At 63.3% G+C, this 25,621-nt stretch carries 23 protein-coding genes; 7 read left to right on the plus strand and 16 right to left on the minus strand.

Features of this window, described 5'->3' with window-relative positions:
* Positions 1-9 precede the first annotated feature (9 nt).
* The 4 genes from M3I53_RS31995 to M3I53_RS32010 all read right to left on the minus strand — a co-directional run bounded on the left by M3I53_RS31995 (position 10) and on the right by M3I53_RS32010 (position 5,268).
* On the minus strand, positions 10-1,482 hold the full coding sequence (locus tag M3I53_RS31995; RefSeq protein WP_254319824.1) for an NAD-dependent succinate-semialdehyde dehydrogenase: 1,473 nt from the start codon (positions 1,480-1,482) through the stop codon (positions 10-12).
* An 82-nt stretch (positions 1,483-1,564) separates the two neighbouring features.
* Complete coding sequence (hpaI, locus tag M3I53_RS32000) at positions 1,565-2,356, minus strand: 4-hydroxy-2-oxoheptanedioate aldolase (protein ID WP_254319825.1); 792 nt, start codon at positions 2,354-2,356, stop codon at positions 1,565-1,567.
* A complete protein-coding gene (locus M3I53_RS32005; RefSeq protein ID WP_254319826.1) occupies positions 2,331-3,665 on the minus strand; it encodes an MFS transporter in 1,335 nt (444 codons plus the stop codon). The genes hpaI and M3I53_RS32005 overlap by 26 nt, the downstream gene beginning before the upstream one ends.
* 55 nt (positions 3,666-3,720) lie before the next feature.
* Complete coding sequence (locus tag M3I53_RS32010) at positions 3,721-5,268, minus strand: UxaA family hydrolase (RefSeq protein WP_254319827.1); 1,548 nt, start codon at positions 5,266-5,268, stop codon at positions 3,721-3,723.
* A 204-nt stretch (positions 5,269-5,472) separates the two neighbouring features.
* Here M3I53_RS32010 and M3I53_RS32015 point away from each other — a divergent pair, with 204 nt between their 5' ends.
* Positions 5,473-6,525 (plus strand): LacI family DNA-binding transcriptional regulator, encoded by a 1,053-nt coding sequence (locus tag M3I53_RS32015; protein WP_254319828.1) that lies wholly within the window; start codon positions 5,473-5,475, stop codon positions 6,523-6,525.
* Positions 6,526-6,606: 81 nt separating this feature from the next.
* Here the strand turns inward: M3I53_RS32015 and M3I53_RS32020 are convergent, their stop codons facing one another.
* The 4 genes from M3I53_RS32020 to M3I53_RS32035 all read right to left on the minus strand — a co-directional run bounded on the left by M3I53_RS32020 (position 6,607) and on the right by M3I53_RS32035 (position 11,393).
* Positions 6,607-7,794 carry a porin gene (locus tag M3I53_RS32020; protein ID WP_254319829.1) on the minus strand — a complete coding sequence of 396 codons (1,188 nt, stop codon included), beginning with the start codon at positions 7,792-7,794 and terminating at the stop codon, positions 6,607-6,609.
* A gap of 107 nt (positions 7,795-7,901) precedes the next feature.
* Positions 7,902-9,233, minus strand: a complete 1,332-nt coding sequence (locus tag M3I53_RS32025) for an MFS transporter (RefSeq protein WP_254319830.1) — start codon at positions 9,231-9,233, stop codon at positions 7,902-7,904.
* 424 nt (positions 9,234-9,657) lie between these two features.
* Positions 9,658-10,611: a hypothetical protein gene (locus M3I53_RS32030; RefSeq protein WP_254319831.1), complete on the minus strand. Its 954-nt coding sequence runs from the start codon at positions 10,609-10,611 to the stop codon at positions 9,658-9,660.
* Between the two features lie 155 nt (positions 10,612-10,766).
* Complete coding sequence (locus tag M3I53_RS32035) at positions 10,767-11,393, minus strand: response regulator (RefSeq protein ID WP_254319832.1); 627 nt, start codon at positions 11,391-11,393, stop codon at positions 10,767-10,769.
* 239 nt (positions 11,394-11,632) lie between these two features.
* Between M3I53_RS32035 and M3I53_RS32040 the strand changes: the two genes are divergently transcribed.
* Positions 11,633-13,666, plus strand: a complete 2,034-nt coding sequence (locus M3I53_RS32040; RefSeq protein WP_254319833.1) for a glycosyltransferase family 39 protein — start codon at positions 11,633-11,635, stop codon at positions 13,664-13,666.
* A gap of 109 nt (positions 13,667-13,775) precedes the next feature.
* Here M3I53_RS32040 and M3I53_RS32045 read toward each other — a convergent pair whose 3' ends face one another.
* The 3 genes from M3I53_RS32045 to M3I53_RS32055 form a co-directional block, all read right to left on the minus strand.
* Positions 13,776-14,015 carry a hypothetical protein gene (locus M3I53_RS32045; protein ID WP_254319834.1) on the minus strand — a complete coding sequence of 80 codons (240 nt, stop codon included), beginning with the start codon at positions 14,013-14,015 and terminating at the stop codon, positions 13,776-13,778.
* A gap of 130 nt (positions 14,016-14,145) precedes the next feature.
* On the minus strand, positions 14,146-14,394 hold the full coding sequence (locus M3I53_RS32050; RefSeq protein WP_254319835.1) for a hypothetical protein: 249 nt from the start codon (positions 14,392-14,394) through the stop codon (positions 14,146-14,148).
* Between the two features lie 79 nt (positions 14,395-14,473).
* Positions 14,474-14,764, minus strand: coding sequence for a hypothetical protein (locus tag M3I53_RS32055; RefSeq protein ID WP_254319836.1), 291 nt, complete (start codon positions 14,762-14,764; stop codon positions 14,474-14,476).
* An 832-nt stretch (positions 14,765-15,596) separates the two neighbouring features.
* Here M3I53_RS32055 and M3I53_RS32060 point away from each other — a divergent pair.
* The gene (locus M3I53_RS32060) at positions 15,597-16,763 is read left to right on the plus strand and encodes a porin (RefSeq protein ID WP_254319837.1); all 1,167 of its coding nucleotides are present in this window, start codon (positions 15,597-15,599) and stop codon (positions 16,761-16,763) included.
* 105 nt (positions 16,764-16,868) lie between these two features.
* Here the strand turns inward: M3I53_RS32060 and M3I53_RS32065 are convergent, their stop codons facing one another.
* From M3I53_RS32065 to M3I53_RS32080, 4 genes are all read right to left on the minus strand, one after another.
* Complete coding sequence (locus M3I53_RS32065) at positions 16,869-17,183, minus strand: DUF4148 domain-containing protein (protein WP_254319838.1); 315 nt, start codon at positions 17,181-17,183, stop codon at positions 16,869-16,871.
* Positions 17,184-17,658: 475 nt separating this feature from the next.
* Positions 17,659-18,150, minus strand: a complete 492-nt coding sequence (locus tag M3I53_RS32070) for an aminoacyl-tRNA deacylase (RefSeq protein ID WP_254319839.1) — start codon at positions 18,148-18,150, stop codon at positions 17,659-17,661.
* Positions 18,151-18,315: 165 nt separating this feature from the next.
* Positions 18,316-18,624 (minus strand): DUF4148 domain-containing protein, encoded by a 309-nt coding sequence (locus tag M3I53_RS32075; protein ID WP_254319840.1) that lies wholly within the window; start codon positions 18,622-18,624, stop codon positions 18,316-18,318.
* A gap of 393 nt (positions 18,625-19,017) precedes the next feature.
* Entirely contained in the window at positions 19,018-19,614 is a 597-nt protein-coding gene (locus tag M3I53_RS32080) for a TetR/AcrR family transcriptional regulator (protein WP_254319848.1), read from the minus strand.
* Positions 19,615-19,951: 337 nt separating this feature from the next.
* On the opposite strand from M3I53_RS32080, the gene M3I53_RS32085 reads away from it, so the two are divergent.
* Both M3I53_RS32085 and M3I53_RS32090 read left to right on the plus strand, forming a co-directional pair.
* A complete protein-coding gene (locus M3I53_RS32085; protein WP_254319841.1) occupies positions 19,952-20,650 on the plus strand; it encodes an SDR family oxidoreductase in 699 nt (232 codons plus the stop codon).
* A gap of 155 nt (positions 20,651-20,805) precedes the next feature.
* Positions 20,806-21,882, plus strand: coding sequence for an alkene reductase (locus M3I53_RS32090; protein WP_254319842.1), 1,077 nt, complete (start codon positions 20,806-20,808; stop codon positions 21,880-21,882).
* A 144-nt stretch (positions 21,883-22,026) separates the two neighbouring features.
* On the opposite strand, the gene M3I53_RS32100 is transcribed toward M3I53_RS32090, so the two are convergent.
* Positions 22,027-23,094 carry a purine nucleoside permease gene (locus tag M3I53_RS32100; RefSeq protein WP_254319843.1) on the minus strand — a complete coding sequence of 356 codons (1,068 nt, stop codon included), beginning with the start codon at positions 23,092-23,094 and terminating at the stop codon, positions 22,027-22,029.
* Between the two features lie 281 nt (positions 23,095-23,375).
* Between M3I53_RS32100 and M3I53_RS32105 the strand changes: the two genes are divergently transcribed.
* Both M3I53_RS32105 and M3I53_RS32110 read left to right on the plus strand, forming a co-directional pair.
* A complete protein-coding gene (locus M3I53_RS32105; RefSeq protein WP_254319844.1) occupies positions 23,376-24,731 on the plus strand; it encodes a metallophosphoesterase in 1,356 nt (451 codons plus the stop codon).
* 434 nt (positions 24,732-25,165) lie between these two features.
* A partial coding sequence (locus M3I53_RS32110) for a hypothetical protein (protein ID WP_254319845.1) occupies positions 25,166-25,621 on the plus strand: 456 nt, incomplete at its 3' end.

A 25,621-nucleotide genomic window follows, 5' to 3' on the forward strand; every position in this document is an offset into this window, starting at 1 on the left:
CCGCCACCATCAGTCGAGCCCGCCCTGGCACACATACTTGGTGCTCAGGTAGTCGTCGAGGCCATACTTCGAGCCTTCGCGCCCATACCCAGACTCCTTCACGCCGCCAAAAGGCGCCGCCTCGCTGGCCACGGCGCCTTCATTGATGCCGACGATGCCGACTTCCAGTTTTCCCGCCACGCGATCGATCCGGCGCACGTCGTTCGTGTAGAAGTAAGCCGCGAGACCGAAAGGCGTGTCGTTTGCAATCCTGATGACGTCATTCTCGTGCGTGAAGCGGAACAGTGGCGCGACAGGACCGAACGTTTCCTCGCAGCACAGCACCATCGCGTCGGTCGCGTCGGCGAGCACAGTGGGCGCGTAATAGTTCGGCCCCAGATCAGCGAGCCGCTTGCCACCCGTGAGTACCCGCGCGCCATTCGTCACGGCATCCTCGACGTGCTTCGCAATCTTGTCGATCGCACGCTCGTTGATCATCGGTCCGATCTGCGCCTTGGGGTCCGTTGGCGGTCCCACATGAAGCGCAGCCACGCGCTGCGCCAGCAGATCTCCGAATCGTTCGTACACCGATTCATGTACGTAAATGCGATTGGGACACACGCAGGTCTGCCCGCCGTTGCGGAACTTGGCTGCCATCAGGCCGGTGACAGCCGCGTCGAGGTCGGCGTCCTCGAACACGATAAACGGCGCGTTGCCCCCCAGTTCCAGCGAGAGCTTCTTGAGCGTGCCCGCCGATTCGCGCGCCAGATGCTTGCCCACCGCCGTCGAGCCCGTGAAGGTGATCTTGCGCACGCGGTCGTCGGCGAGCCAGTCGGCCACAGCGGCAATGCCTTCGTCGCGCGCCGCCGAGATCATGTTGAGCACGCCGTCGGGCAAGCCCGCTTCCTGCGCGAGCGCGGCCAGCGCGAGCGCCGTAAGCGGCGTGTCCTCGGCGGGCTTCGCCACGACCGTGCAGCCGGCCGCCAGCGCCGGGGCGATCTTGCGCGCGATCATCGCGAGCGGGAAATTCCACGGCGTGATCGCGGCGACGACGCCTACCGGCTCCTTGATCGCGCTCATGCGTTTGCCGCGCTGCGTCTGCGGAATGATGTCGCCGTAGATCTTCGTTGCCTCTTCGGCGAACCACGCGACGTACGACGCACCATAGGCAACCTCGCCGCGCGCCTCCGCGAGTGGCTTGCCCTGCTCCATCGACATGAGGCGCGCGAGATCCTCGGTGTTCTCGATGATGAGCGCGTGCCAACGGTTGAGCACGTGCGCCCGCTCGCGGGGCAGCTTGTCGCGCCAGGCGGGCAAGGCGCGGCTCGCCGCATCGGTCGCCGCGCGGGCGTCGGCGGCGCTGCTGTTGGCCACCTGCGCGAGCGTGGCCTGCGTCGCCGGATTCGTCACGGCGTAACGGTTGCCACCGGCGGCGGCAATCCACTTGCCGTCGATGAAATTTTCCTGTCGAAGCAGTTCGCCTCGCGTCAACTCTAAACTCACTGCGTGCTCCTTTCTACAAGGGTTATCGTGCGCCGTTATATCGTCGCGACGGGCGTAACCGGCGATCGAATCGCGTGCGGCCCTAGTCCGCTGTGCGTACGTCCGCGAAATCGCGCGCGAGCTTGCGCGCCGCGTTCGCGAACATCAGGATGTCCACGCCCGTCGCGACGAACGTGCAGCCGAGCTCCAGGTAATGACGCGCGAGCGCCGGGTCGGACGTGAGTGTGCCCGCCGCCTTGCCCGACGCGACGATCGTGCGGATCGCGCCGTCGATCGCCTGCTGCACTTCGGGATGCGTGGCCTTGCCGCGATGGCCCATCGAAGCCGCGAGGTCGGCCGGCCCAATGAACACGCCGTCCACGCCGTCCACCGCGCAGATCGATTCGAGATTGCCCAGCGCCGTCGCCGTTTCGGCTTGCACGAGCAGGCACACTTCGTCATCCGAAATATCGAGGTAATCGGTACGCAGACTCCAGCGCGACGCGCGGCCCACGGCGCTGCCCACGCCGCGAATTCCATGCGGCGGATAGCGCACAGCGGCGACGAGCGCGCGTGCTTCGTCGGCGGTATCGACCATCGGCACAAGCAGGTTGCGCGCGCCGATATCGAGCAGACGCTTGAGCAGCGCCGGATCGCCGTTCACGGGGCGCACGACCGGCTCGCCCGGGTACGCTGCCACGGCCTGCAATTGCGCGAGGATCGTGCGCAACTCGTTGGGTGCATGCTCGCTGTCGATGAGGAGCCAGTCGAAGCCGGCCGTCGCGCTCACCTCGGCGAGGTAGGGATCGGCCATGGAAAGCCAGAAGCCGACCTGCTTCCTGCGCGCGGCCAGCGCCGCCTTGAACGGATTAGGCCCTGACGTCTGCGGGTTCATGAATGCGTGTCTCCTGTGAGGGGTCGCCGAATTGAATGGGTTCCACCTTGCCGAGGAGGAACAGATAGTTGACGATCGCAACGCCGATCAGCGCTGCCGAGAACAGCAGCGCGGCAACGAACGAGCCGGTCGCGCCGACGATGGCGCCCGTGACGATCGGGCCGACCACGCCACCGAGATTCGACACCGAGTTTTGCAGGCCCGCGATCATCGAAACCGCATTGGGCGGCGCGACGTCGCCGGGCAGCGCCCACACCTGCGAGGCCGCGACCGTGGTGCCGGACTTCGCGATGCACAGCAGCAGCACCGCCACGAGCGCCGAATGCGCGAACGCCGCGAAGCCGATGCTCGCCGCCATCACGAGCCCGATCACGAGAAAGAGCTTGCGCGTTGCCGTGAGAGAAAGCTTGCCGCTCGCAAACACGCGATCCGAGGCCCAGCCCGCGAAAATCTCGACCACGATCGACACGAGCAGCGGCAACGAGGCCATCCAGCCCATTTGCAGCACGCTCATGCCGCGCTCCTTCATCAAATACGTGGGCAGCCACGTAATGAAGAAGTACGAGTTGTAGTTGATCATGAAAAAGCCGATGCACATCGCCCACACGTTGCGGTGCGCAAGCAGCTTGCGCCATGGCGGACGCACGGGCGGCTGCGCGTTTTGCGCGCCTTTATCGCTTTCGATGTGCGCGAGTTCCGCCGCATTCACGTGCCGATGATCGGCGGGTGAATCGGTGAAGCTCACCAGCCACGCAACGAACCACACGATGCCGAGCAGGCCCGTGAGCACGAAGGTCATCTTCCAGTCGAACGCGGCCAGCATCCACGCGATCAGCGGCAAGGCGATCGCGCCGCCGAGCTTCGAGCCGCTGTCGAAAATGCCCGCGACGGTCGCGCGTTCCTTGCGCGGAAACCAGCGCGTGGCGATACCGGCGTTGCTCGGGTACGCACCCGCTTCGCCCACGCCCAGCGCCACGCGAAAGGCGACGAGCGAGCGAAAGCCGCTCGCGAGGCCCGTCATCGCGGTCGCGAGCGACCACCAGAGCACCGCGAAACCCAGCACTTTCTTCTGGCCGAGGCGATCGGCGAGCAAGCCCGCGGGCAATTGCAGCAGCGCATACGACCAGAAGAACGCCGACATGACGATGCCCATCTGCATCGCGTCGAGATGAAACTCCGACTGAATTTTCGGGGCCGCCGCCGAGAGCACCGTGCGATCGATATAGTTGATCGCGATCGCGGCCCACATGAGGCCCGCGACCCACCAGCGCATCTTCGAACGGCCATGCCGTTGTGCAGTTTCGAGCATCTGCCGTCTCCCTACCTGTTCTATTGATGTCGATTCAAGGCGCAGCTACGCGCCCTCAGCTCACGATGCCCATGTGCCAGGGCACGAACTCGTTGTCGCCGAGCCCGAGCAGCTCGCTCTTCGTGCGCTCGCCCGAAGCCGCGCGCACGATCAGATCGAAGATGTCCTGACCCATTTCCTCGATCGTGCGTTCGCCGTCGATCACGAGACCGCAATTGATGTCCATATCCTCTTCGAGGCGCGTGAACATGGGCGTGTTGCTCGCGAGCTTGAGCGTCGGCGCGGGCTTCGAGCCGAACATGGAGCCGCGGCCCGTGGTGAAGCAGATCAGGTTCGCGCCGCTCGCGATCTGGCCTGTCACCGCGACGGGATCGTAGCCGGGCGAATCCATGAACACGAAGCCCGCGCGATCGATCGGCTCTGCATATTCGTACACGGCTTGCAGCGGCGTCGTGCCGCCCTTCATTGCGGAACCGAGCGACTTTTCGAAGATGTTGGCGAGACCGCCCTGCTGGTTGCCCGGCCCGACCACGCCGTTGAACTGACCATTCTGGCCGCGCGTATAACGCTCCCACCACGCGAGCCGGTCGAGCAGCTTCTGGCCGACTTCGGGCGACACGGCGCGGCGTGTGAGCATGTATTCGACGCCGTGAATCTCGGGCGTTTCGGAGAGGATCGCGGTGCCGCCATGCCGCACGAGCAGGTCCATTGCCGCGCCCAGCGCAGGATTCGCGGTGATGCCCGAGAAGCCGTCCGAGCCGCCGCATTCGAGACCGATCTTCAGATGGCTAACGGGCACCGGCGTGCGCACGATGTCGTTCGCGGCGGGCAGCATGGCCTGCACTGCCTGGATTCCGGCTTCGATCGTCGCGCGCGTGCCGCCCGTATCCTGCATCACCAGCGCGTGCACGGCCTTGCCCGTCTTCAATCCTTGCGAGTCGAGCAGATCGCCGACCTGGTTGCGCTCGCACCCCAGCCCGACGATAAGCACGCCGCCCAGGTTAGGATGACGCGCGTAGCCCGCAATGGTGCGGCGGAGCACGTCGAAGTGCTCGCTCGGCGAGGACATGCCGCAGCCGCTGGTTTGCGCAAACGCGACCACGCCGTCGACATTGGGATAATCGCGCAGCCGCTCGGGTGTGAAGTAGTCGGCGATATGGCGAATGACCGTGGCCGAGCAGTTGACCGACGCGATGATGCCGACGAAGTTGCGCGTGGCGACGCGGCCGTCGGGCCGTACGATGCCGTTGAACGTCGCGCGCTGTTCCGGCGCGACGTAGTCGACGGGCCTCACGTCGAGACCGAAGCCTGGATCGCGGTCGAAATCGACGAGCGTGATGTTGTGCGTGTGGACGTGGTCGCCGGGCTCGATGTCGCGCGCGGCTACGCCGATCACGGTGTCGTACTTGCGGATGGGCTCGCCCGACGCAATGCGCCGCGCCGCCACCTTGTGGCCCGCGGCGACCTGCGCGCGCAGGCGAATCGCGGCGCCTTCGATCGAGACTTGATGCCCGATTGTCAGCGGCTCGCGCGCGATCAGGACGTTGTCGTTCGGGTTGAGCCGGATTAACGGCCCGCTATAGGACTTGTTGGACTGGAGCATTCGCCTGTCTCCGCTGACGATCCGGAGGGCGAGCGGCACCTGCTCCGGTCCCATGCGAGATGGTTGCTGGCCGCGCCGGGGAACGCGCCGCCTTTCGTTCTGGAATCACGTTACCGGTTAATGTAACCGGTAACGTAGATGCCATCCTAGTATAGTTTTGGGATAATTGCCAACACCTTTTTTGCAGCAGGAGCGCCCGCGCCCGTGACCAAGACTTCGACAGAATTCGCCCCGCCCGCCGCCGGCACCGCGTCGCGGCGTGCCCGCAAGAACACCGGCCGGGTCACGCTCAGCGATCTGGCCCGTCTGACCGGGGTCACGAAGGTCACGGTTTCACGCGCCCTCAACAATCCCGAACTCGTTTCGGTCGAAACCCTGGAACGCGTGCGCGAAGCCGTGCGGCAAACGGGCTACACGCCCGACCTGATAGCGGGTTCGCTCGCCTCGAATCGCAGCCACCTCGTCGTCGCGCTGATCCCGGCGATGGCGGGCAGCGTGTTCCAGGAGACCGTCGCGGCCCTGACCGCGGAGCTGGAGACGGCCGGCTATCAGTTGCTGCTCGGCCAGAGCGGCTACGACGAGTCGCGCGAAGAGGCGCTGCTCGACGCCATCATCGGCCGGCGTCCGGCCGGCATCGTGCTCACCGGCGTGATCCACTCGGAGGCGTCGCGGCAGAAGCTGCGCGCGGCCGGCATTCCCGTGGTCGAAACGTGGGACATCACCCGCTCGCCGCTCGACATGCTGATCGGCTTCTCGCACACGCGCGTGGGCGAAGCGGCTGCACGCTACCTGCGTGAGCGCGGCGCGCGGCATCCGGCCATCGTCACGCCGGGCGACCGCCGGGCGATGCTGCGCGCCGACGCCTTCATCGAAGCCTTCGGCAGCGAGCGCGAGATTCCCGTGGCCGCCGTGCCCTCACCTGCGCATCTCGGCGACGGACGGCGCGCGTTCGCGAAGCTGCTCGACGAACATCCGCAGATCGACGCGATTTTCTGCGGCGCCGACATCATGGCGCTCGGCGTGCTCATGGAGGCCCATGCGCGCACGCTCGACGTGCCCGGGCGCCTCAAGGTGATCGGCTACGGCGACCAGAATTTCGCCGCCGACACCGACCCGCCGCTCACGACCATTCGCATCGACGGCACGAAGATCGGCAAGCTGGCAGCGTCCATGCTGATCGAGAAAATCGAGACCGGCACGAGCAAGCGTGCGAAAGTCGACGTCGGTTTCACACTGATCGAGCGCGGCTCGGCTTGAGACTCATTGCGTCGCGATGACCACGCAAAAAGGCCTCGCGATCATCGCGAGGCCTTTTGCTTTTAACGCGTGAAGGCGCGCTCAGAACTTCGTGCGGATGCCCGTGAACACGTCGACCTGACGATTCGTGGACGACGCGCCGCCCGCATACGCGATCGCCGCGATCCGGCTGTAAGTCGAACCCACGCGCGTCGACGCGTCGCCGGCCGCGAGCTGATACGTGCCCGAAAGGTAGACGTCCGTGCGCTTCGAGAGCGCGTAATCCACGCCCAGCGTGAACTGATGCCACTTCGGCTTGAGCGTCGCGCCGCCCGTGCCCGGCAGACCGTTCGCGCGGCCGTCGGTGAACGTGTACACCCCGATCAGCGTCGTGGCCGGCGTGAGCGAGTAGCGCAGATTCGCGTCGTAGTTGTTGAATTTGCGCGTGGAACCGTCGTTGTAGTTGAGTTCGGTGTGGCTGAAGGCAAAGCCCGCAATCGCGCTGCCGATCTTGTAGTTCGCGCCGGCCACCGCAATCTGCTGACGGGCTACGCCGCCGTCGAGGCCGTAGAAGAACCCCCCGCTGTAGTCGTCGCCGGTCGTGCTCGATGCGCCGCCGACCGCGCCGCTCGTGTTGGCCGTCGTGTTCGGATGATCGAGCAGCACGTAGCCGCCGCCGATCGAAAGCGGCCCGTTCACGTAGTTGGCGGCGATGCCCCAGGCGCGATTGTTGCCGAAGCCTTGCCCGGCCGAGCCGCTCGCCTGGTTGCTGAACGCGTACATGCCGTCGACAGTGAAGCCCGCGATGGTTTCGCTGCGGAACTTCACCGCGTTGTTGATGCGGAACGTCTGGTTCAGGTTGTCGTTGTCGCCCACGTGCGTGGACGGCGACCACGTGCCCGGACCCGCGTATTGCGCGACCAGATCCGCGAGCGGTTCATACTGGCGCCCGAGCGTGAACGTGCCGATGCCGCTCTTCGCAATGCCCACGAACGCGCTGCGGCCGAACAGGCGCCCGCCCTGTGCGGCGGTGCCGTCGCTGGGCTTGAAACCGCCTTCGAGCGTGAATACCGCGCTTAAACCGCCGCCGAGATCCTCGTTGCCTTTCAGGCCCCAACGGCTGCCGCTCAGGCGGCCGCTCGTCAGCTGGAACGCCGAGCCGCCCTTGATGTTGTTGACATAGCCGATACCGGCATCGACGAGACCATACAACGTGACGGAACTCTGGGCCTGCGCCACGACGGGTGCGACGGACAAAAGCCCGGCCGCTGCGAAAAGTGCTTTTTTCATACAGGTGATCTGTCTGGTTTTAATATTTACAGGAGTACTACGGATTCCGGCCTCAAGGGATCAGCGGGAATGCTTCCATCGACACAACGAAGATCGATCCGGTGGAATTACGGGGCGTTGCTGTACTCGCGCGCCTGCGGCTGCGTCGAAGCACCGTCGAGACGAATCGGCTCGACCTTGCCCAGCAGGAACAGATAGTTGACGATCGCCACGCCGATCAGCGCCGACGACACTACAAGCGCGGGCACGAACGAACCCGTCGCGCCGACGATCGCACCCGTGACGACCGGGCCGACCACGCCGCCGATGTTCGATACCGTGTTCTGCACGCCCGCAACCATCGACACGGCGTTGCGCGGCGCGACGTCGGCCGGCAGCGCCCAGACCTGCGAAGCCGCCACGGTCGTGCCCGACTTCGCGATGCACAGGAGCAGCACCGCAACAGCGGCCGAATCGGCGAACGCGGCGAAACCGATGATCGACGCCATCAGCAAGCCGATCACGAGAAAGAGCTTGCGCGTGGCGGTGAGCGAAAGCTTGCCCGAGGCGAACACGCGATCCGACGCCCAGCCCGCGAAGATCTCGACTACGATCGAGGCGAGCAGCGGCAGCGACGCCATCCAGCCCATTTCCATCATCGTCATGCCGCGTGCCTTCACGAGATACGTGGGCAGCCAGGTGATGAAGAAGTACGAGTTGTAGTTGATCATGAAGAAGCCGATGCACATCGCCCAGATGTTGCGATGCGCGAGCAGCTTGCGCAGCGGTGGCCTCGCCGCCCCGTCGCTTTGCTGCGCCAGCAAATCGCTCTCGATGTACGCGAGTTCCTCGGGATTGACCCGCTTGTGGTCACGCGGCGAATCGCTGAACGTGAATTGCCACACCACGTACCAGATCAGACCGAGCAAACCGCTGAGCGCGAACGTGATCTTCCAGTCGAACGCCGTGAGCATCGCGGCTATGAGCGGCAGCGCGATCGCGCCGCCGAGCTTCGAACCGCTGTCGAAGATACCCGCGACCGTGGCGCGCTCCCTGCGCGGAAACCATTTCGACGCAATGCCCGCGTTGCTCGGATACGCGCCCGCCTCGCCCACGCCAAGCGCCACGCGCAACGCGACGAGCGACTTGAAACCGTTCGCGACGCCCGTGGCCGCCGTCGCCAGCGACCACCAGAGCACGGCGAAACCGAGCACTTTCTTCTGGCCCAAACGATCCGCGAGAAACCCCGCGGGCAATTGCAGCAGCGCGTACGACCAGAAGAACGCCGACATGACGACGCCCATTTCGACCGCGCTCAGATGGAATTGCGACTGGATGCGCGGCGCCGCCGCCGACAACACCGTTCGATCGATGTAGTTGATCGCAATCGCCGCCCACATGAGCCCGGCAACCCACCAGCGAATCCTGGAGCGGCTTCGCACGTTGGTGGCCAGATTCATCTCCTGTCTCCTGTTCTATTAGTAATTTCGCTTGCGGCCGCGCCACAGTGAAGCGCGGTCTGCTTAGCTCGATGTTACCGTTTACTGTAACCGGTAACATTGGGCGCCATCGTAGTACGCCTGGCGCAGAAATGCCAGCGCCTTTTCCTTGGGGTAATTGCGGATATCCACCTTTCAATTCGCAAGCATTGCCTGCGTGGGCGCGCTTGAACAGCGGCGGACTGGCGACGGGAACAGGCTGACGGATATCCGCACGGGCGTTCGTGCGGGGAGTGATAGAACTCGCGCGCCATGAGCCGGGCACTCGACGCGGATTTGTCCGCGTAGACCAGAGGAGTCTTAACTAAATTGGCTATGCCTTCGTAGCGTCCACCGAATCTGTCGATGCTTCGGCGCCTGGCGCGCCGTTAGCCAGTGTTCTAGCCTAGCCGCCGCCCCTGACACGTTCCCAACCGTGCCTCACGGCCGTCTTGAAGCGCTCCCATCCGCTTTCCGGATATCGCGACTCCCAGTTCGCGCGCGCACTCGCTTCCACGCCCTGCCAGTCGGCCCCGCGAAACCGCTCGTCGCGTCCGAGCGTGGCGCCGTGTGAATAGGCACGCCGATACTCGTCGTATGACGCCCCCGTATTCGCATAATGTGCGTCGTAGTCCTTTCTAAATTCGCTGTCGTATGGCTGTTGGTCGTCGTGTTGGCTGCCGAGTCCCGGGTCGCCCATGAAACCCGTCCCCGATGGACGCTGGGCGTTTGACGCAGCCGTGTTGGCGTCGTGCGCTTGCGCGGTGTGAGGCTGCTTCTCCCCGGCCGTGGCGGGGCCGCGCGCTGCTGTGGCAGGAGCAGCCTGGGTAGGCATCGGCCGCGCCGCCGATGCGGCCCGCGTGTCGCCTTGCCATCCGTGTGTGACTTCGTGCGGCCTGGCGCGTTCGCCGATTGCGGCGCCGCCCGGATGCGCCGTATGTTCCGGACCTGGCGCCTTCGCAGAACCAGTACGCCACGCGTTGGCACGCTCCTCAATGTCGGCTGCGCCCATGCGCAGCATCGTTTCGATCGCCTGATCGATTTGCAATTCAGCAATATCGGCGCTGATTACCGTGCCACCGCGCCGGATGAATTCCCTGTAATCCTCCGCATCCGGTGGATACGCTCCTGTCGTGAAGATGCGCGCGAACAACTGCTCCAGCCGATCGAATACTTTCTTGTGATGGTGCGTATCGACAGCGCCCTGCAAATAGACGCGTGGCCCCTTTTCGCGGGGAGCATCAGCCGATATCGAGTAGATGGCAATATCCGCCTGCGCTATCCCAGCCTCGCTCAGTGCGCGCTGCGCCGAATACGCATTCGCGTAGCTGTCGAATACGCCTAGCACGGTTGGCCTCATGACTTTTCCCTCCGCAATTTGGCGCGCGGTGTCCTCGCCGCCGTATCGGCCGGAGCCGCAATTGGCGTGCCCATATGCGTCGCAATGGCCGCGTTGGCAACAATGCGTTGCCCGTCAGATTTGACTTGCGCGAGCGTCTGGGGCTGGCAACGAGATCAGCATGGGGCGGAAAGATCCGGGTTCGCCGTGATCTCCTCAAAGCGCCTCAGCGTCGCCACGCTACACACCATGTTCTCGTACAAGTCGATTGCCAGCGCGGTCTCGACACCGCGCCGTTCAAGGCCGCATATCCGGCGCTCCTGGTCCGCCACCAGTTCGAACGCGCGCACAATGCGTTGATGCTGCCGAGTCGCTATGGCCGACTTCGTGCCCCTCTCGCCCGCCCGGCACACACCACTAAGCGGCGGTGGATGCGCGCTTGCACTTCCACACTTCTTGCGTCCTGAAACCCTCGCAAGGGTGTCGAGAAGCGCGCTTGGGTCAAACGGTTTATGGAGAAAACCTTCGGCAGCAATCGCTACATCTGTGTCTTCGCCGGACATGAGAATGACTGAAACATCGCAAAATCGGGGGATAGCTCGCAACATGGAAATCGCGTCTGGCCCTTCGAGAACGGGCATGTGGACGTCGGAGACAATCACCTCCGGCGTGGCAGCAAGGGCCGCCGAAACCGCTTCGAGGCCATTCCCCGCAGTCGAGACTTCGTGCCCGGCGTCGTCCAGCAAGGTCTGAAGCGCATCACGAAAGGCTGTATCGTCGTCAGCCAGCAGCACGCGGCTCATCGCTATTTCCCGTACAGTTCGCTATTTCGCAGCATCGGCCGTTCCCACTGACAAAAGGCAGCAAGACGCTGCGACGGGCGTGGCGGCGGGGCGCGCTCGCATCTTTCAAATACGCGACATCCAACGGTACTGTTTGGTAATAATCCGCGCATACAATTCTGTTCGTGACAGCTGTCCCGTCGACGGCCATAACGAAAGGTGCTGACCGGATCGCGTCGCGCGCCAGGAGCAGAGGTTACATGCAGGGACGCAAGGATGACGCCGGTGGCGCAGAAGGTAGCACCGAACAGGTTCCCGTCTCCAATGGCGTGACTCAGTTCGACGTGCCTCGCCTTTTGGAACTGACCACGGGCCGCCAGCCGGCGGCGCCCACTATTGCCTTGGCCCCGGAATTACCGGGTACCCGCAAAGGCTTGCGAACAGTGGCGACTTCACGATTGTTCGTCGGGTTGCTTGCGCTTGCCCTCGTTTGTGCGTGGCTCCTGCCCGGCACGCTGGGCCACGATCCGTGGAAGCAGGACGAAACGTACACCTTCGGCATCATCGAACACATGCTCGACACCGGCGACCTGGTCGTCCCGACCAACGCCGGTCAGCCCTTCATGGAAAAGCCGCCCATCTACGATTGGGTGGCAGCCTCACTCGCCTGGACATTCGGCCGTTTTCTCCCGCTGCACGACGCGGCTCGTCTCGCGAGCGTCGTATTCGCAGCGCTCACGCTTGCCTGCACGGCACGCCTCGCCCGGCGGGCTACCGGCGCCGAGCGCTGGACCGACGTGCGCGTGTCCGGAATGATCGCCCTCTTCGCCAGCACGCTGGTGATCGTCAAACATATCCACGACATGATGACCGACGTCGCGCTGATGGCCGGCGCCGCGCTGGCGTTCTGCGCACTTTACGATCTTGTCTGCGCTCACTTGCAGATGGAAGACAGATTACGTCGTTATCCTAACGGAGACTGCAACGTTGCACCCGCACGACCAGATTCCACAGCTTCACAGCAAGCGACCAGCGATTGCCAGGGCCCTCGCACGCAAAGCCCCGCTGCCCGGCATGCCGCCGCAATGTTCGGCGTTGGCGTCGGCATCGCCTTTCTGGCAAAGGGCCTGTTCCTGCCGCTCGTGTTCGGCGCGACCATCTGTGCGGCGATGCTGCTTTACCCTGCATGCCGTAGCAGCCGTTTTGCGCGCTCACTGGCGCGCTCGGCGCTGTACTTCGCGCCGTTCGCACTGATCTGGCCGTTGTGCCTCTATCTGCGCTCCGAATCGCTGTTCAGAATCTGGCTGTGGGACAACAACATCGGCCGCTTCTTCGGCTTTTCCGTAGCGCAACTAGGCTCGGAAAACGTCGGCCACCTATTTGTGCTGCGTACGGCGTTGACAGTCGGCTTTCCAGTCGTGCCGCTCGCGCTCGTGGCGCTAGCGGGGGGCGCCTGGCGACGTCTACGCGATCCCGAAGTTGCGCTGCCGGTGCTGTTTTCCGGGATCGGCTTCGCGGTACTGCAGGCGTCGGCGACAGTGCGCGAACTCTACATCCTGCCGTTCATCGCCCCGCTCTCCCTGTTGGCAATGCAGGGAGTCCGCTATCTGCCGCAGCGCGTACACCTCGCGTGGGACCTGACGAGCCGTATCGTGTTCGGCTCGTTCGTGGTGCTTGTATGGGCGGTATGGTGGACGATGACGGCCTCCCCCCATACCCACGGTGTCCTGCATTTGCTTGGCCGTTGGCTCCCGCTCGACTGGGTGATGCCAATTCAGCCGAAGCTGATCGTCGCGGCGCTCGCCCTCACACTCGGGTGGGTATTGCTGCTGCCGCTGCTCAAGTCAGCAGGCCGCTGGCGCGGCGCATTCAGCTGGTGCCTGGGCGCCGTCGTCGCATGGGGGCTCGTCGGCACGCTGCTGCTGCCCTGGCTCGACGTCGCGAAGAGCTATCGCGCACCCTTCGAGGATCTGCGTGCCAAACTGAACAGCACCTGGAAAGCGGGCGACTGCATGGCAAGCAGCGGGCTAGGCGAATCCGAGGCGCCCATGCTCTACTACTTCGCCGGTGTCCTGCACGTGCCTACCACGGACCCTCAGGACACGACGTGCAACTGGCTCATTGAACAGGGTCGACCTACGCAGGCACAGGTACCCGCCGGAGGCTGGCGGCTGTACTGGGAGGGCAGCCGTCCGGGTGACAACGACGAGTTGCTGCGCGTCTATGAGCGCGTGGCGACAACGACGGCTCCGGGTCGACTTCAGCCGACCGGATTTCGCGCAAGCCTCGATTGACCGGATGTGCGCTCTGACCAAAGGGTGGTCTCTCGCAAAACAGAAGCCGCGCCAAACGTTGGAGGACTCGCGGAACGAGTTATCGCCCGCATTTTGGCATGCCGTAGGCTTACGACCCGTCCTCTCCCAGAACGGCATCGATAGCCGCTTGACCAGCCTTCTCTGCGATCTCCAAGGCCCTTTCGAGTGTGAGCGGCCCTTTGCGAAGCTTCGTCTCGGCGCCGAGTTCTTCGACCACGCCGGGATTTTCGTTTCCCGTTATCCAGAACGTTGCGTCATAGAGGCCTCTGGAAGCCTCCGTCAGCCTCACATGGATTTCAAAACCGCGATGCGAGAAAACTCGATGCATGGAAGCTCCGCGGAAATGACAAGGCAATCCTGTTAGCCAACTTGCTGCACGTGTCGCGAACTTTGCACGTGTTCGATCGCATGCCGGCAAGCCTCAAAGCGGCGCGGAACGCCTGATTCCATCGTGATCGTCAGGCTGCGCGACTGTTGAGAAGGGCCATGATCTGCCCCGCCTCGCAATCCGACTCGCAACTCGGCATACCGCTTTCGCGTAACAGCGCGCGGACTGCGACGAACATCCGGTAAGCTTGCGGGTCGACCTCATGGCGACGGTCGCCGATCAGGCTATCCAGGTCGGCGTTCGCATCCGACGGAAAAAATTCGTCGATAATGTCGCGGCCGCGGACCTGGATGCGTCTGAGCAGGTCGTTTCTGTTCACGGTGAACCTCCATCGATACCGAAGAAAGCCATAGCCATTGCTTCAGGCGCAACAGTGGCTACGTGAATGGAAAAAATGTTCAGGACTTCAAATCGACCACAATCTCGCCCGGTGAACCGGTATCGATGAGGCGCTCGGCATATTCGATCGATGCACGACGCGCATCGCCCGCGCTTCCGAATGGGCGGCTGGCTGCGAGGCAAAACACCCGGCTCCGTTGAGTGCCGTCTGGCTCCTGCGGCCACAGGATCCGCACAGCAGCATCAAACCCCTCGTCGTAGTTATGGGAGCCACCGGACGCGGTTGGTCGGTGCGGATAAACCAGTGGGCAAATCTCAAGTCCACGGTAGAGACGGGCAGCGACAGTCATGGAGTCACCTTCTGGCCGCACGTTTGCGGCAAAAGCGGAGATAAGGGCGCACGCGGCCGCCTCGACACATCTGGACAGCGGTCGATCGCGTTTCGTGGTCTGCGATGGAGGGAAGCGGCTCGATCCCTGAGGAAGGCTGCAGGAGGAGGGCTGGGATCGGTCGCAGGTCGACTGACGCTCTCATGTTACCCCTCTTCAGCCGTTTGTACAGCGAAAGTTCCCGACCCGTATCCTGCACGCTGTCAGACCCAGTCTGTCGGCAGCAGGCAATCCGGTCCCGGGTCTGCTCCCGTGCAGTGTCGGCGGACAGCACGCCTGCGTATCGGACCGCTTCGTTGGTCCGCACCCCCCATCTGCGGCCTTGATCGATAAGGTCTCCTTTCGGACGTCCGCCTTACGTCGTTCCACTGTTCCCGTCGCGAATCTGCAGGTCCGGGACGCCCATTCTTTGCTCCATTTCCCGCGGGATGAGCGAGGACCGCGCGGTCTCCGCAAGCCGGCGACATGCTGGCTCATATCCACTAGCGCCAAGGCAAAGTCTCGCGTGCCGTAGAGAATGGCGAAGCCTGGACCAGGCGAAGCTTTTCGAGATGCCGCAATGAGGATTGGCGCGAGCGGATGTCCGGTTAAGTCAATCGTGACTGCCAGCCGTTCCGGACCTGGCGCGGAATAGCCCATGGATCGGCCGCCGCACAAGACATAGCGCCTTCTTGTTACGTTTTTGCGACAGTCTTTTTTTTTCGTTTCTTGAGTTTGCAGGAGGTGCCGTATCCTCCGGCGCGCAGTAACGAATAAACCAATCCAAAAGATACTCAGGGACACTGAATTACAGATGAAAAACAGCACCCTCAAGGCAACGGTTATCGCTGTTGCTGCTTTCGCCGCATCCTCGGCAGCAATGGCACAGTCGTCGGTCACCCTGTACGGCATGCTGGACGCTGGTATCAGCTACACCTCGAACGTTAATGGCCACTCGGAAGTCGCCCTCGTTGGCGGCGCCTCGGGTTCGAACAAGTGGGGCCTCCAGGGTCAGGAAGACCTCGGCGGCGGCCTCAAGGCGGTCTTCAAGCTCGAAAATGGTTTCAACATTGCCAGCGGCGGCATCGGCGGCCAGGGCCCCATTGGCTCCTCCCGTTCGCTGTTTAACCGCCAGGCCTACGTCGGCCTCACGTCGGATCAGTACGGTACCCTGCGTATGGGTCGCCAGATCGACGCAGTGACGGAAATGGTTCAAGGCCTGACGGGCGACGCCGTTTCGGCGTCGACATTCTCGACCCCGGGCGACGTGGACAACAACGACAACACGACGAACCAGAACAACGCCGTCAAGTACATTTCACCGGTTTTCCACGGCTTCCAGGCTGAAGGCGCGTACTCGTTCGGCGGCGTTGCCGGCGCGATGGGTTCGGGTCAATCGTGGTCGGTGGCTGCAGACTACGCCCAAGGCGGTCTGACGGTCGCGGGCGGCTACTTCCATGCCGCGAACCAGGGTGAGAACGGCTGGCAGAACGCAACGGCGCAACCGTCGTTCGGCGGTGCGCTGGGCTATCCGAATTCGGGTTACTACGGTGGCAATGCGTTCAAGAGCGCGGGCATCGCTCAAATCGCTGGCCAATACCAGTTTGGTCCGTACACGGCTGGCCTGCGTTACTCGAACGCTCAATATGAAGGCAACGATGGCCAGGAATCGATCCACTTCAACGTAGTGGGCGCCCTTCTGCAGTATCAGGCAACCCCGGCGCTGTCGCTGGCTGCTGGATACACGTACGTCTACGGTTCGGCAGCCACGCCTGCACAAGCCGCTGAGGGCCGCACAATGGCCTCGATCAACCAGGCCTCGCTGGGTGCTACGTACGCGCTGTCGAAGCTCACCTCGGTATACGTCATGGGTGCCTACGTTCACGCTCAGGGCGCTCAGGCTTCGGCTGCCGACTTCGGCAATACGGCATCGGGCGGCAACCAGGTTCAAGCCAACATTGGCATGTACCACCGGTTCTAATAGCAGGTTCAGAAGCCCGGCGTAGTGGACGCACTACCCGGGCCAGGAAAAGGGAGACCGGGCCTCATTAGATTGCGCAAGTAGCAGGTACACGGCATTCGGCCACTATTGACTCGCTCCCTGCCCAATCCCCGCCTTTTTTTGCGCGTTCTCAAGATCCTGCGGATAGTTCTGGTCATTGGCGCGGCCGGGTTGGTAGCCCGCATCTTCAAGCTTCTTCAATTCGGCGTTCTTTTTCGCCCGAGCTTCCTTTCGGGCCTGTTTGCGTTCCGCTTTGGTCGGCTTCGCAGTCGACGCGCCCCCCATCGCTGCGGCATTTCCCGCACCCGAAGCGTCGTTCTGCGCGAAGGTTGGTGTGACTGCGCCGATCCCAAGCGATGCCGCGACGAGCAGGACCGACATTTGTCTGGCGATACGCATTTTCTCCCTCCTGTTTTCGGTTGATTGATGCGGTGAGGCGGCCCATGGAAGTCGCTCAATGGGAATACCCAGTATAGGACAGTGACTGTCGCGCGGCGCCGGGGCGCGTGCCTGCCGTCTTGCTCACTTCTTGCTCTCAGGAAAGATACATCCGCCGTTGCGGACCGACTCCTTCACTTCTCGCGCATCGCCATGGGGCTGCGATTCACTCGAGCAACGAACTCCTTGCGGCGCCGAATGTACGACTTTGAATCTTGCTTCGCACTCCAAAGTACTATGTGAAGCAGAATGGGAATGAACATGAAACTGCAGTATGAATCCACGAGCGTGGTCGCCGGATCGCCTGGTGGAGGTCGTCCGCCTCTGCTCACGCAGCACCACCGCCCTATGCTAACCGAGCGAGCATGCGATTGCCCGGCGCGATTGGGTTAATCAGCACCGCGCCTGCCTGAACGCACGCTGCCCGACTACTTCCTCAGGAACGCACACCCATGCCTCGCATGCGTCTTGCGAAATGGGCTCGCTCTGCGTCGTCCATCAGCGCGAGAAACTGGTCCCCTTCCATGTGAATCAGTTCTTCGTGATCGCCCGCCTCGAAGTAGACGTCCGGTTGGCCGGCCAGGTTCGTCTCGAGGTAGGTTTTCATGCCATACGCCGCACAGATCGGCGGCAGCGCCCCCGCATCGCAGTCCTTGAACAGCTCGCGCAATTCGTCTTCCGTAGCAAGGCCGAGCCTGCGCCCTGTCTTGTTCCAAAGCTCGGACAATTGCACGGCGTAGGTCGAGGGCAGCACAACAGCCACATAGCCGTGCTCGTCCTCGAGCAGCACCGTCTTGGCAAGACGGTCGCCGGGAATGTGCGCCGCAGCAGCGCTTTCCATGCTCGAATGACTGTACGGATGGCGCACGATTTCGTAACGTGAGCCCTTGCTGCGCAGGCGCTCCTGCAGAGTGGCCGACATCGACATGGCACACCTCCTGTCGAATGCGTAGAAAATACCAGCCTTCAGTAATCCATTCAGGATAGTTCACTCGCGCGCAAATGGCACGCCGGCACCGACGCCGCTAACCTGCAGCTCGCGTCCGCGGCAGCGAGACTCTACGCTGTCGCCAGGCAAGAGAACCCACCTTTCTCATCGGGGTTGAACCTGCTGGCACTCCGTGTTGAACCAATAGTCGACCAGACGCTGCGCCGCCTGCAGATCGTCTGGGTAGTAAGGGTCGTCGTACCAGGGTGACGGGTCGTAGCCCGCTTTCCTCAGGGCCGCTAGTTCGCTCTGGTGTTGCGCCATCGTCGGAGGCGCGTTGCTTCTTAGCGCGGCCAGGTCACGGCATTCCGTTGGGCTCAGATGTGGCCCGCTTTGTGGCACGCCAGCTGCACATCCAGTCAGCAGGAGCCCCGACGCAGCCAGCGTCGGGGCAATTTTCCGGAGGCTTTTCATGGCGCATCTCCACGCGTCTGATTGGCCCAGCGCAACCCGGGCTTCTACCGCACTGCAACTCCATGGTACGTCCACGCGAGCTACCCATAATTCCTCGTCGCCACGATGGCCATGAGCGTAAGCGCGCTGGGCTTGCTAGAAGGGGCCGCCGAAGCAATGGCGATGATCGTCAAGGTCTTCCGGGGGCTTGGCAAGCGTTTCGGACTGCCGACGGCTGCCGAAGTCCGGTCGAGCATCGACCTGTTCTTCCCGGCATGGCTTCGCCGGCTGGGCAGGGCCGCCGCGCCGAGCTCCGTGGCCTGGCCTATGGCGTTCCGAGCGACTCGGAAATGAACTTCGGCAGGCACCTGCCTGCGCTGGGGCAAGCAGGCGACGATCACGCAGACCCGCCGCTCACCGACGCGCGCTAACCGGCGTGTCCAGGTCGTCGGGCGCATCGACGAGCGTCCGCCGGCCCGCTTCGAGGATTTCGTCAGCGAAGGCCGGATCTGTTTCAGCGATTGCGCGCGACAGCACGAGCGCCCCCACCATCTGATTGAACGCTGCAATCGCAGCGCGACGGCTTTGTTGCGCCGTCGCGCCTTCCGTGGCGATCATGGCAGCCAGCCGGTCAAGATACACGGCGAGGCCGCGCGCATAGGGCACACGCGCCGCGTCGGTCATCCGGGGAGCGTCGCCCGCGAAGCCGGACAGGGGGCATCCGGCCTCGATGTTGTCACGGTGCGAGGTCGACAGGTAGCGCGCCGCCTGCTTCGCCAGACTGCCGGCGTTCGGCGAATCCGCATAGTCTTGCATCGCCTTTTCCATCACCGCGGCGACCAGCGCGTCCTTCGACTCGAAGTGGTTATAGAAGCCGCCCTGCGTGAAGCCGGCTTCCTTCATCAGCTCCGCCAGCCCGACGGCGTCGACGCCGCGCGCCCGGAACAGCCTCTCGGCGGCCGCGACAATCGCGCTCCGGTTTTCGGCGGCCTGCTGTCGTGACACCCCCATCGATCCCTCCCTTATATAGATGATCGCATCGATTAAAAAACACAATGTCGATCACCATTGACACGTCCGAATTACCTCGACACAATGCGCCATAAGACGATGGTGATCGACATTGAAATAAGTGTAGCCCACTTTCGCGCACAACGCGAAGCCACGTCGGCTCGGCACGGATGACAGTGGAGTGGGCCATCGCGGCCTTTGACGCCGGTGGCCGACGTATGTAGGTGCCGTTCGGCGGCGCAATGGCTCGCTACGCACTGGCAGGTTTGTTTTCAGCGGCTCTCACGCGCGCGGCGAACCAGCGCACATGCGATTCAATCATCAGAAAGGACGAAATATGAAGGTCGAAGGTGGTGTTGTTTTCGTGACGGGCGCTAACCGCGGGCTTGGCCTCGAGTTCGCAAAACAGGCGCTCGAAAGAGGCGCGCACAAGGTCTACGCTGGCGCGCGCGATCCGGCCAGCGTGACGCTGACGGGCGTCGTGCCCGTGAAGCTCGACGTAACCGATCCGGCGGCCGTGGCCGCTGCCGCCGATGCGGCGCGCGACGTCACGCTTCTGATCAACAACGCGGGCATCGCGCGGCTCGGCAGCCTGACGGACGACGGCGCGCTCGACGCCTTGCGTGATCACTTCGAAACCAACGTGTTGGGGATACTGGCGATGTCGCGGGCCTTCGCGGGCAATCTCGCCAGCAACGGCGGAGGCACGATTCTGAACGTGCTGTCGGTCGCAAGCTGGATAAACCGGCCAATCCTCTCCGCTTACGGCGTGTCGAAGTCGGCCGCGTGGGCGGTAACCAACGGGCTGCGGCATTCGCTGCGCGATCAGCACACGCAGGTTGTCGGGCTGCATGCCGGGTTTATCGATACGGATCTGACGCGCGGGCTGGAAGTTCCGAAAGCAACGCCGGCCGACGTCGTGCGTCAAGCCTACGACGCGATCGAGGCAGGTGCGCAAGAAGTGTCCACCGACGAGTTCACGCGGGAGGTGAAGGCCGGGCTGTCGGCAGGCGTCTACCTCGACGCGCCGCACTGAAAGCGCCGAAGCACTCGCTCGTCGTGCGCGTTCGCACGCGACGGGCACGCCTGCCCGTCAGGCCGTGAGCCCAACGATGCCGTACGTGCCCGTGCCGGCGATTGCCAGCCGGGCAGCACGATCAGTATCACCCAATGCGCAAGGGAAGCCCGCAAATGTCTACACTCTTCGAACCCGTCCAGATCGGTGCGCTACAGATGGCGAACCGCATCGTCATGTCGCCGCTCACTCGCATGAGGGCGTTCGACGCGCGCAGCCCGGGTCCGCTCAACGCAAGACACTATGCGCTGCGCGCAAGTGCAGGCCTGATCATTACCGAAGCCACTTCGGTCACGCCTCAGGGGGTTGGATACCCCCATACGCCGGGCATCTGGACGGAAAAACAGGTCGCGGGCTGGAAGGAGGTGACCTCGGCCGTTCACGCAGCCGGCGGCCTGATCGTCTCCCAGCTGTGGCACGTCGGGCGAGTCTCCGATCCCGTCTTCCACGACGGCGCGCCTCCCGTGGCGCCGAGCGCCGTGGCCGCGCTTGGCCACGTCTCCCGCCTTCGTCCGCAGCGGCCCTTCGCCGTGCCACGCGCGCTGCGGACCGAAGAGATTCCCGCCATCGTCGAAGATTTTCGCGTGGGCGCGGCGAATGCCAGGCGCGCTGGCTTTGACGGCGTCGAACTGCACGCCGCGAATGGCTACCTGTTCGATCAATTTCTGCACGACGGATCGAACCAGCGTACCGACCGCTACGGCGGTTCGATCGAGAACCGCGCGCGCTTTCTTCTCGAAGCACTCGATGCCGTACTGACTGTTTGGCCGGCCGACCGCGTCGGCGTGCATCTGAATCTGATGTCCAGCTCACACTCGATGCATGATTCGAATCCGCGTGCGCTGTTCCGATATGTCGCCCAGCAACTCGGCGCGCGCAACATCGCGTTCATATTCGCGCGAGAGGACCTCGATCGCGGCGCAGAGCGAATTGGCCACGATGTAAGGCGCCTCTTCAAGGGGGCCTACATTCTCAATGAAGGGCTGACGAAGCAGAGCGCACAGTCCGCCATCGAGCGCGGCGAAGCAGACGCCGCAGCGTTCGGGCGGCCCTTTATCGCCAACCCAGATCTCGTGGAGCGCTTTAGACGCGACGCGCCGCTCAATGCCGTCAATGCTGAGACGATCTATACGGACGACGCGACCGGGTATAACGACTATCCGTTGCTTGACGACGCCGCCGCGAGCCTATGACCGGCCTGGAGAAGATCCCGGCCGTGGGCGGAATGTCACGAATTGCCTGCCCACGCCGTCGGCAACGCCGTGTACGTCAGCGTTGCGTGCGAACTGCTGGAACGGCGTGAGCCGCTTGCCGCACGCAAGCTCGCAGGCGGTGCGCTACCGCTGCGGTACGCCGTTGCGCCACTCGCCCCAATGCGTGACGATGTCCTGCACCAGCGGATTGCCCGCGAGGAACAGATTGTCGATCGCGATCGTGAAGCCGCCTTGCGATGCGTAGTTGAGCAAATTATCCGCGCTCGACTGGCCCGCGTATGGCCGGTCGAAGTCCGAGCCGGCGCGCAGCACCGCGACACGGTTCAGGTCGACGCGATGCACGGTCGCCGCGCGCGTCAGCGCCTCGAAAGTCGCGTTGTCTTCCTGCTGCGTCGTGCAATAGGTGCCCTTGCCGTCGGTGAGAATCTTCGTCCATTGCCGCGCCCGCTCGCCGAGGTCCGTGCCCGACCACCAGGTATCGCCCGCCAGCGTGTCGCACTGGATCACGGTCGGCGGTCGGTTTGCGGGTGCATAGCTGTATTTGGCACGGGCGGCCTGCGCCTGGGCGTCGTCGGTCAGCGTCACGTTGCGAGACAGCGCGAACGCCGCGTTCGTGAGCGCCGGATTCAGCTGGAACACCTCGGTGCGATAGTCGAGCGGCGGCTTCTGCGTCGGGCTCGTCGTGTTGATGCCGAGATAGCCGGTGTTCCAGCCCGACGGAATTTCGCGCCCGTCGATCTCCCACTGAATGCCGAAGTCGACGAGCCAGTTCGCCCAGGCAGCGGAACCGACAGTCCCCTGAAGCGGATCGATACCGGCGATGCCCGCCACCATGAAGTACGTGTGGCGCAGGTCGAAACGCGGCGAGAACGTCAGCGCCATGATCGACGCGGCGGCATTCGCGTGGCCCATGCCCGTCGTCATCACGCAGACATCCTGGCGGTTGCAGTGCACGGCTGGGTAATCGGGGGACAGACCGGCGACGGTGATATCCTGCCACGGTCCGAGATGATCCAGCCAAACCTGCCCTTCCGGACCGAACATCGAAATGATCATCACCTTGACCGTCCGGCCATGCGACTCGCCGTCGTCCTGCGCGAAGCTGTCGTCGGCATGCGCCACGGCTGGTGCAGCGGCCGCGCCGGCCACGAGCAACGATGAAATCACTGCGGCAAAAGCTCGATTTAGCATAATAATCCCACCCGTTATGTAAGAACCGCGGTTGCGAAACGTGAATCGCGTGCCGTGTTGTCGACCGAGGTCGTGTTTTTTTTGGCGTGCAGCGTGGGACCTGGGAGTGAGCCGTTCAGGCGAGAGTGAGTATAAGCGGAGAAAAAAATCGCCTGTTACGCCCTGCAACGACTACGACTGAACCTCTTCCCGAAGTCACCGTCTCACCCGGAGCATTCGGCCAGGGACCATGTAGGTCGAGCTCGGTCCCGCGTTATATCCACGATTGGAGGAAATAGAACATGCCAAAGAAGCGCTCAGTTCGAACGTCAACCAGCAGTGGCAGCGGCCGCGTTCTCGCCGCCCCCGTCTTCTCGCAGCCGCAGCCTACGCCAGATCCGCAAACCTTCATCGTCAGGCACGCATCCGATGTGGCGGCCTACCGGATGATCGACGAGCTCAACCGCGAGCACAAACTCAAGGCCCTTCCCTTTCCCGCGCCGCGCGGCGGCGTCGAACCCCGCCTGACACTCGCAGACGTGATCGATAACGATCAGACCATCCTCAACCAGATCAACGCGAACCGACAGATCGTTTTTCACTCGACGGGCGATTGCGGCAGTACCCGCGGCCCGAAAACGCAGAACGAAGTCTCCGACAAGATGGTCAGCGACTTCGACGAAACCGATCCTGCCGAAGTACCGCAATTCAATTTTCTGCTGGGCGACATCGTCTACAGCTTCGGCGAGGCGCAGTACTACTACGACCAGTTCTACGAGCCCTATCGCGACTATCACGCACCGATCCTCGCCGTCGCCGGCAATCATGACGGGATGATCTCGCCTTTGCAGCATGAAAAGAGTTTGCAGGCGTTTCTGCGAAACTTCTGCTCCGACTGCTTTCAGGTCTCGCCCGATGCGGGCAACCTTTCGCGTACCGCGCAAATTCAACCGGGCGTTTTCTTTACCTTCGAAGCGCCGTTCGTGCGCATCATCGCGTTGTATAGCAATACGCTCGAAGATCCAGGGGTGATTTCGAATAGCGACATCGGCAACAGCCAGCTGAAGTTTCTCAAGGCGGCGTTGACGCGGGTGAAAAAGGAAGGCTACACGGGCGCACTACTGTTCGCGCATCATCATCCGCCGTATGTCGCGCGCGGACGTCATGGCTGGAGTGTCGAGATGCAGCAGCAGATCGATGCGATTTGCGAAGAGGTCGGCGTATGGCCGCACGCCGATCTTGCGGGACACGCGCACAATTATCAACGCTTCACGCGTACACGTCCGGACGGGACCCACATTCCGTACATCGTGTGCGGCAACGGCGGACACAACGTCCAGCGACTGACCACCAACGGACAGCCGCCACTTCGTGCACCGCAGTTGATCCAGGCCGCAACGAATAGCACCGATGCCGTGGTCATCGAGAACTACGACGACCAGAATTACGGGTATTTGCGCATTGTCGCGGACGACACGCAGTTGCGCATCGAATATCACGCTGCCGTCGACGGACCCTATACCAAGGCGCCCGACGATCAGGTGACTGTCGATCTGGGTACCCGCCAGCTTTCCCACTACGTGGCCCGCAATGCTGGCATACCTGCGCTGGCAACGCGCATCCGTGAATTTGCGCAAAGCGAGAAGGCCGCACGCTAATCGGCACATCTACATGTTGAACCCTGAGGAATTCGGTGGCTCGCCTCCACCAGTTCCTCTTCTCCGCTCTCTGGATTCTGCGCACGAATCATGCTTTCCCGGCGGTTGATAAAGACTCTTATTCAATTCCAGCATTCGACATGGTTCCCGCGCGTGACGTGTGACCGGGTCCGTACGTGACGCCTGGAGACTTTGCCGATGCCATTTTTTCAAAATGGCGGCGTCGAAAACGACGCAACCACACAGCGCCATGCCGTGTCATCCCGCCTGCATCAGGCGATGCATCGTATTGTTCGTAGTTCTCCTTATTAGAATCGGTGCCCTCGCTCCTCGAGGCACATCGTATGCGCGATGCGGCTGTTGGCGTACGCGCAGAATTTGAGCGCTGCACCGGCGCACTTTCGATGCGGTTTGTACGAGGAAAGGGGCGGACGATGAACCGACTGACGAAACACACGGCCACCTGGGTGGTGATGTTAGCGCTGTCCGGTGCGGCTTATGCAGCGGCTGGCGGCAACGGTGGAGGTGGCAATGGTGGTGGCGGCGCGGGCGGCAACGGCGGTGGCCACGGTGCGGGCGCGGGCGGCAATGGCAATGGCAATGGCAATGGCAACGGCAATGGCAATGGCAATGGCAACGGCAACGGCAACGGCAACGGCCACGGTGCAGGCGTCGGTGCGGGTGTGGGGGCCGGCGTAGGTGGCAGCGGCGCGGGCGTGGGCGCAGGTGTGGGTGGCAACGGCGCGGGCGTTGGTGCAGGTGTGGGAGCGGGCGCCGGTTCAGGCGGCAACGGTGCGGGCTCGGGCGGCAGCGGTTCTGGCTCCGGTGGAGGCGGCGCCGGTTCGGGTGGTGGCGGCGCGGGTTCGGGTGGCGGTGGTGCCGGTTCGGGC

Source organism: Paraburkholderia sp. CNPSo 3272, assembly GCF_024206495.1.
Classification (GTDB): domain Bacteria; phylum Pseudomonadota; class Gammaproteobacteria; order Burkholderiales; family Burkholderiaceae; genus Paraburkholderia.

Excerpts from the sequence above, each read along its gene's own strand:
- hpaI (WP_254319825.1), bottom strand. The coding sequence starts at position 2,356 with ATGAACCCGCAGACGTCAGGGCCTAATCCGTTCAAGGCGGCGCTGGCC.
- M3I53_RS32005 (WP_254319826.1), bottom strand. The coding sequence starts at position 3,665 with ATGCTCGAAACTGCACAACGGCATGGCCGTTCGAAGATGCGCTGGTGG.
- M3I53_RS32010 (WP_254319827.1), bottom strand. The coding sequence starts at position 5,268 with ATGCTCCAGTCCAACAAGTCCTATAGCGGGCCGTTAATCCGGCTCAAC.
- M3I53_RS32020 (WP_254319829.1), bottom strand. The coding sequence starts at position 7,794 with ATGAAAAAAGCACTTTTCGCAGCGGCCGGGCTTTTGTCCGTCGCACCC.
- M3I53_RS32025 (WP_254319830.1), bottom strand. The coding sequence starts at position 9,233 with ATGAATCTGGCCACCAACGTGCGAAGCCGCTCCAGGATTCGCTGGTGG.
- M3I53_RS32030 (WP_254319831.1), bottom strand. The coding sequence starts at position 10,611 with ATGAGGCCAACCGTGCTAGGCGTATTCGACAGCTACGCGAATGCGTAT.
- M3I53_RS32035 (WP_254319832.1), bottom strand. The coding sequence starts at position 11,393 with ATGAGCCGCGTGCTGCTGGCTGACGACGATACAGCCTTTCGTGATGCG.
- M3I53_RS32040 (WP_254319833.1), top strand. The coding sequence starts at position 11,633 with ATGCAGGGACGCAAGGATGACGCCGGTGGCGCAGAAGGTAGCACCGAA.
- M3I53_RS32045 (WP_254319834.1), bottom strand. The coding sequence starts at position 14,015 with ATGCATCGAGTTTTCTCGCATCGCGGTTTTGAAATCCATGTGAGGCTG.
- M3I53_RS32055 (WP_254319836.1), bottom strand. The coding sequence starts at position 14,764 with ATGACTGTCGCTGCCCGTCTCTACCGTGGACTTGAGATTTGCCCACTG.
- M3I53_RS32060 (WP_254319837.1), top strand. The coding sequence starts at position 15,597 with ATGAAAAACAGCACCCTCAAGGCAACGGTTATCGCTGTTGCTGCTTTC.
- M3I53_RS32065 (WP_254319838.1), bottom strand. The coding sequence starts at position 17,183 with ATGCGTATCGCCAGACAAATGTCGGTCCTGCTCGTCGCGGCATCGCTT.
- M3I53_RS32070 (WP_254319839.1), bottom strand. The coding sequence starts at position 18,150 with ATGTCGATGTCGGCCACTCTGCAGGAGCGCCTGCGCAGCAAGGGCTCA.
- M3I53_RS32075 (WP_254319840.1), bottom strand. The coding sequence starts at position 18,624 with ATGAAAAGCCTCCGGAAAATTGCCCCGACGCTGGCTGCGTCGGGGCTC.
- M3I53_RS32080 (WP_254319848.1), bottom strand. The coding sequence starts at position 19,614 with ATGGGGGTGTCACGACAGCAGGCCGCCGAAAACCGGAGCGCGATTGTC.
- M3I53_RS32085 (WP_254319841.1), top strand. The coding sequence starts at position 19,952 with ATGAAGGTCGAAGGTGGTGTTGTTTTCGTGACGGGCGCTAACCGCGGG.
- M3I53_RS32090 (WP_254319842.1), top strand. The coding sequence starts at position 20,806 with ATGTCTACACTCTTCGAACCCGTCCAGATCGGTGCGCTACAGATGGCG.
- M3I53_RS32100 (WP_254319843.1), bottom strand. The coding sequence starts at position 23,094 with ATGCTAAATCGAGCTTTTGCCGCAGTGATTTCATCGTTGCTCGTGGCC.
- M3I53_RS32105 (WP_254319844.1), top strand. The coding sequence starts at position 23,376 with ATGCCAAAGAAGCGCTCAGTTCGAACGTCAACCAGCAGTGGCAGCGGC.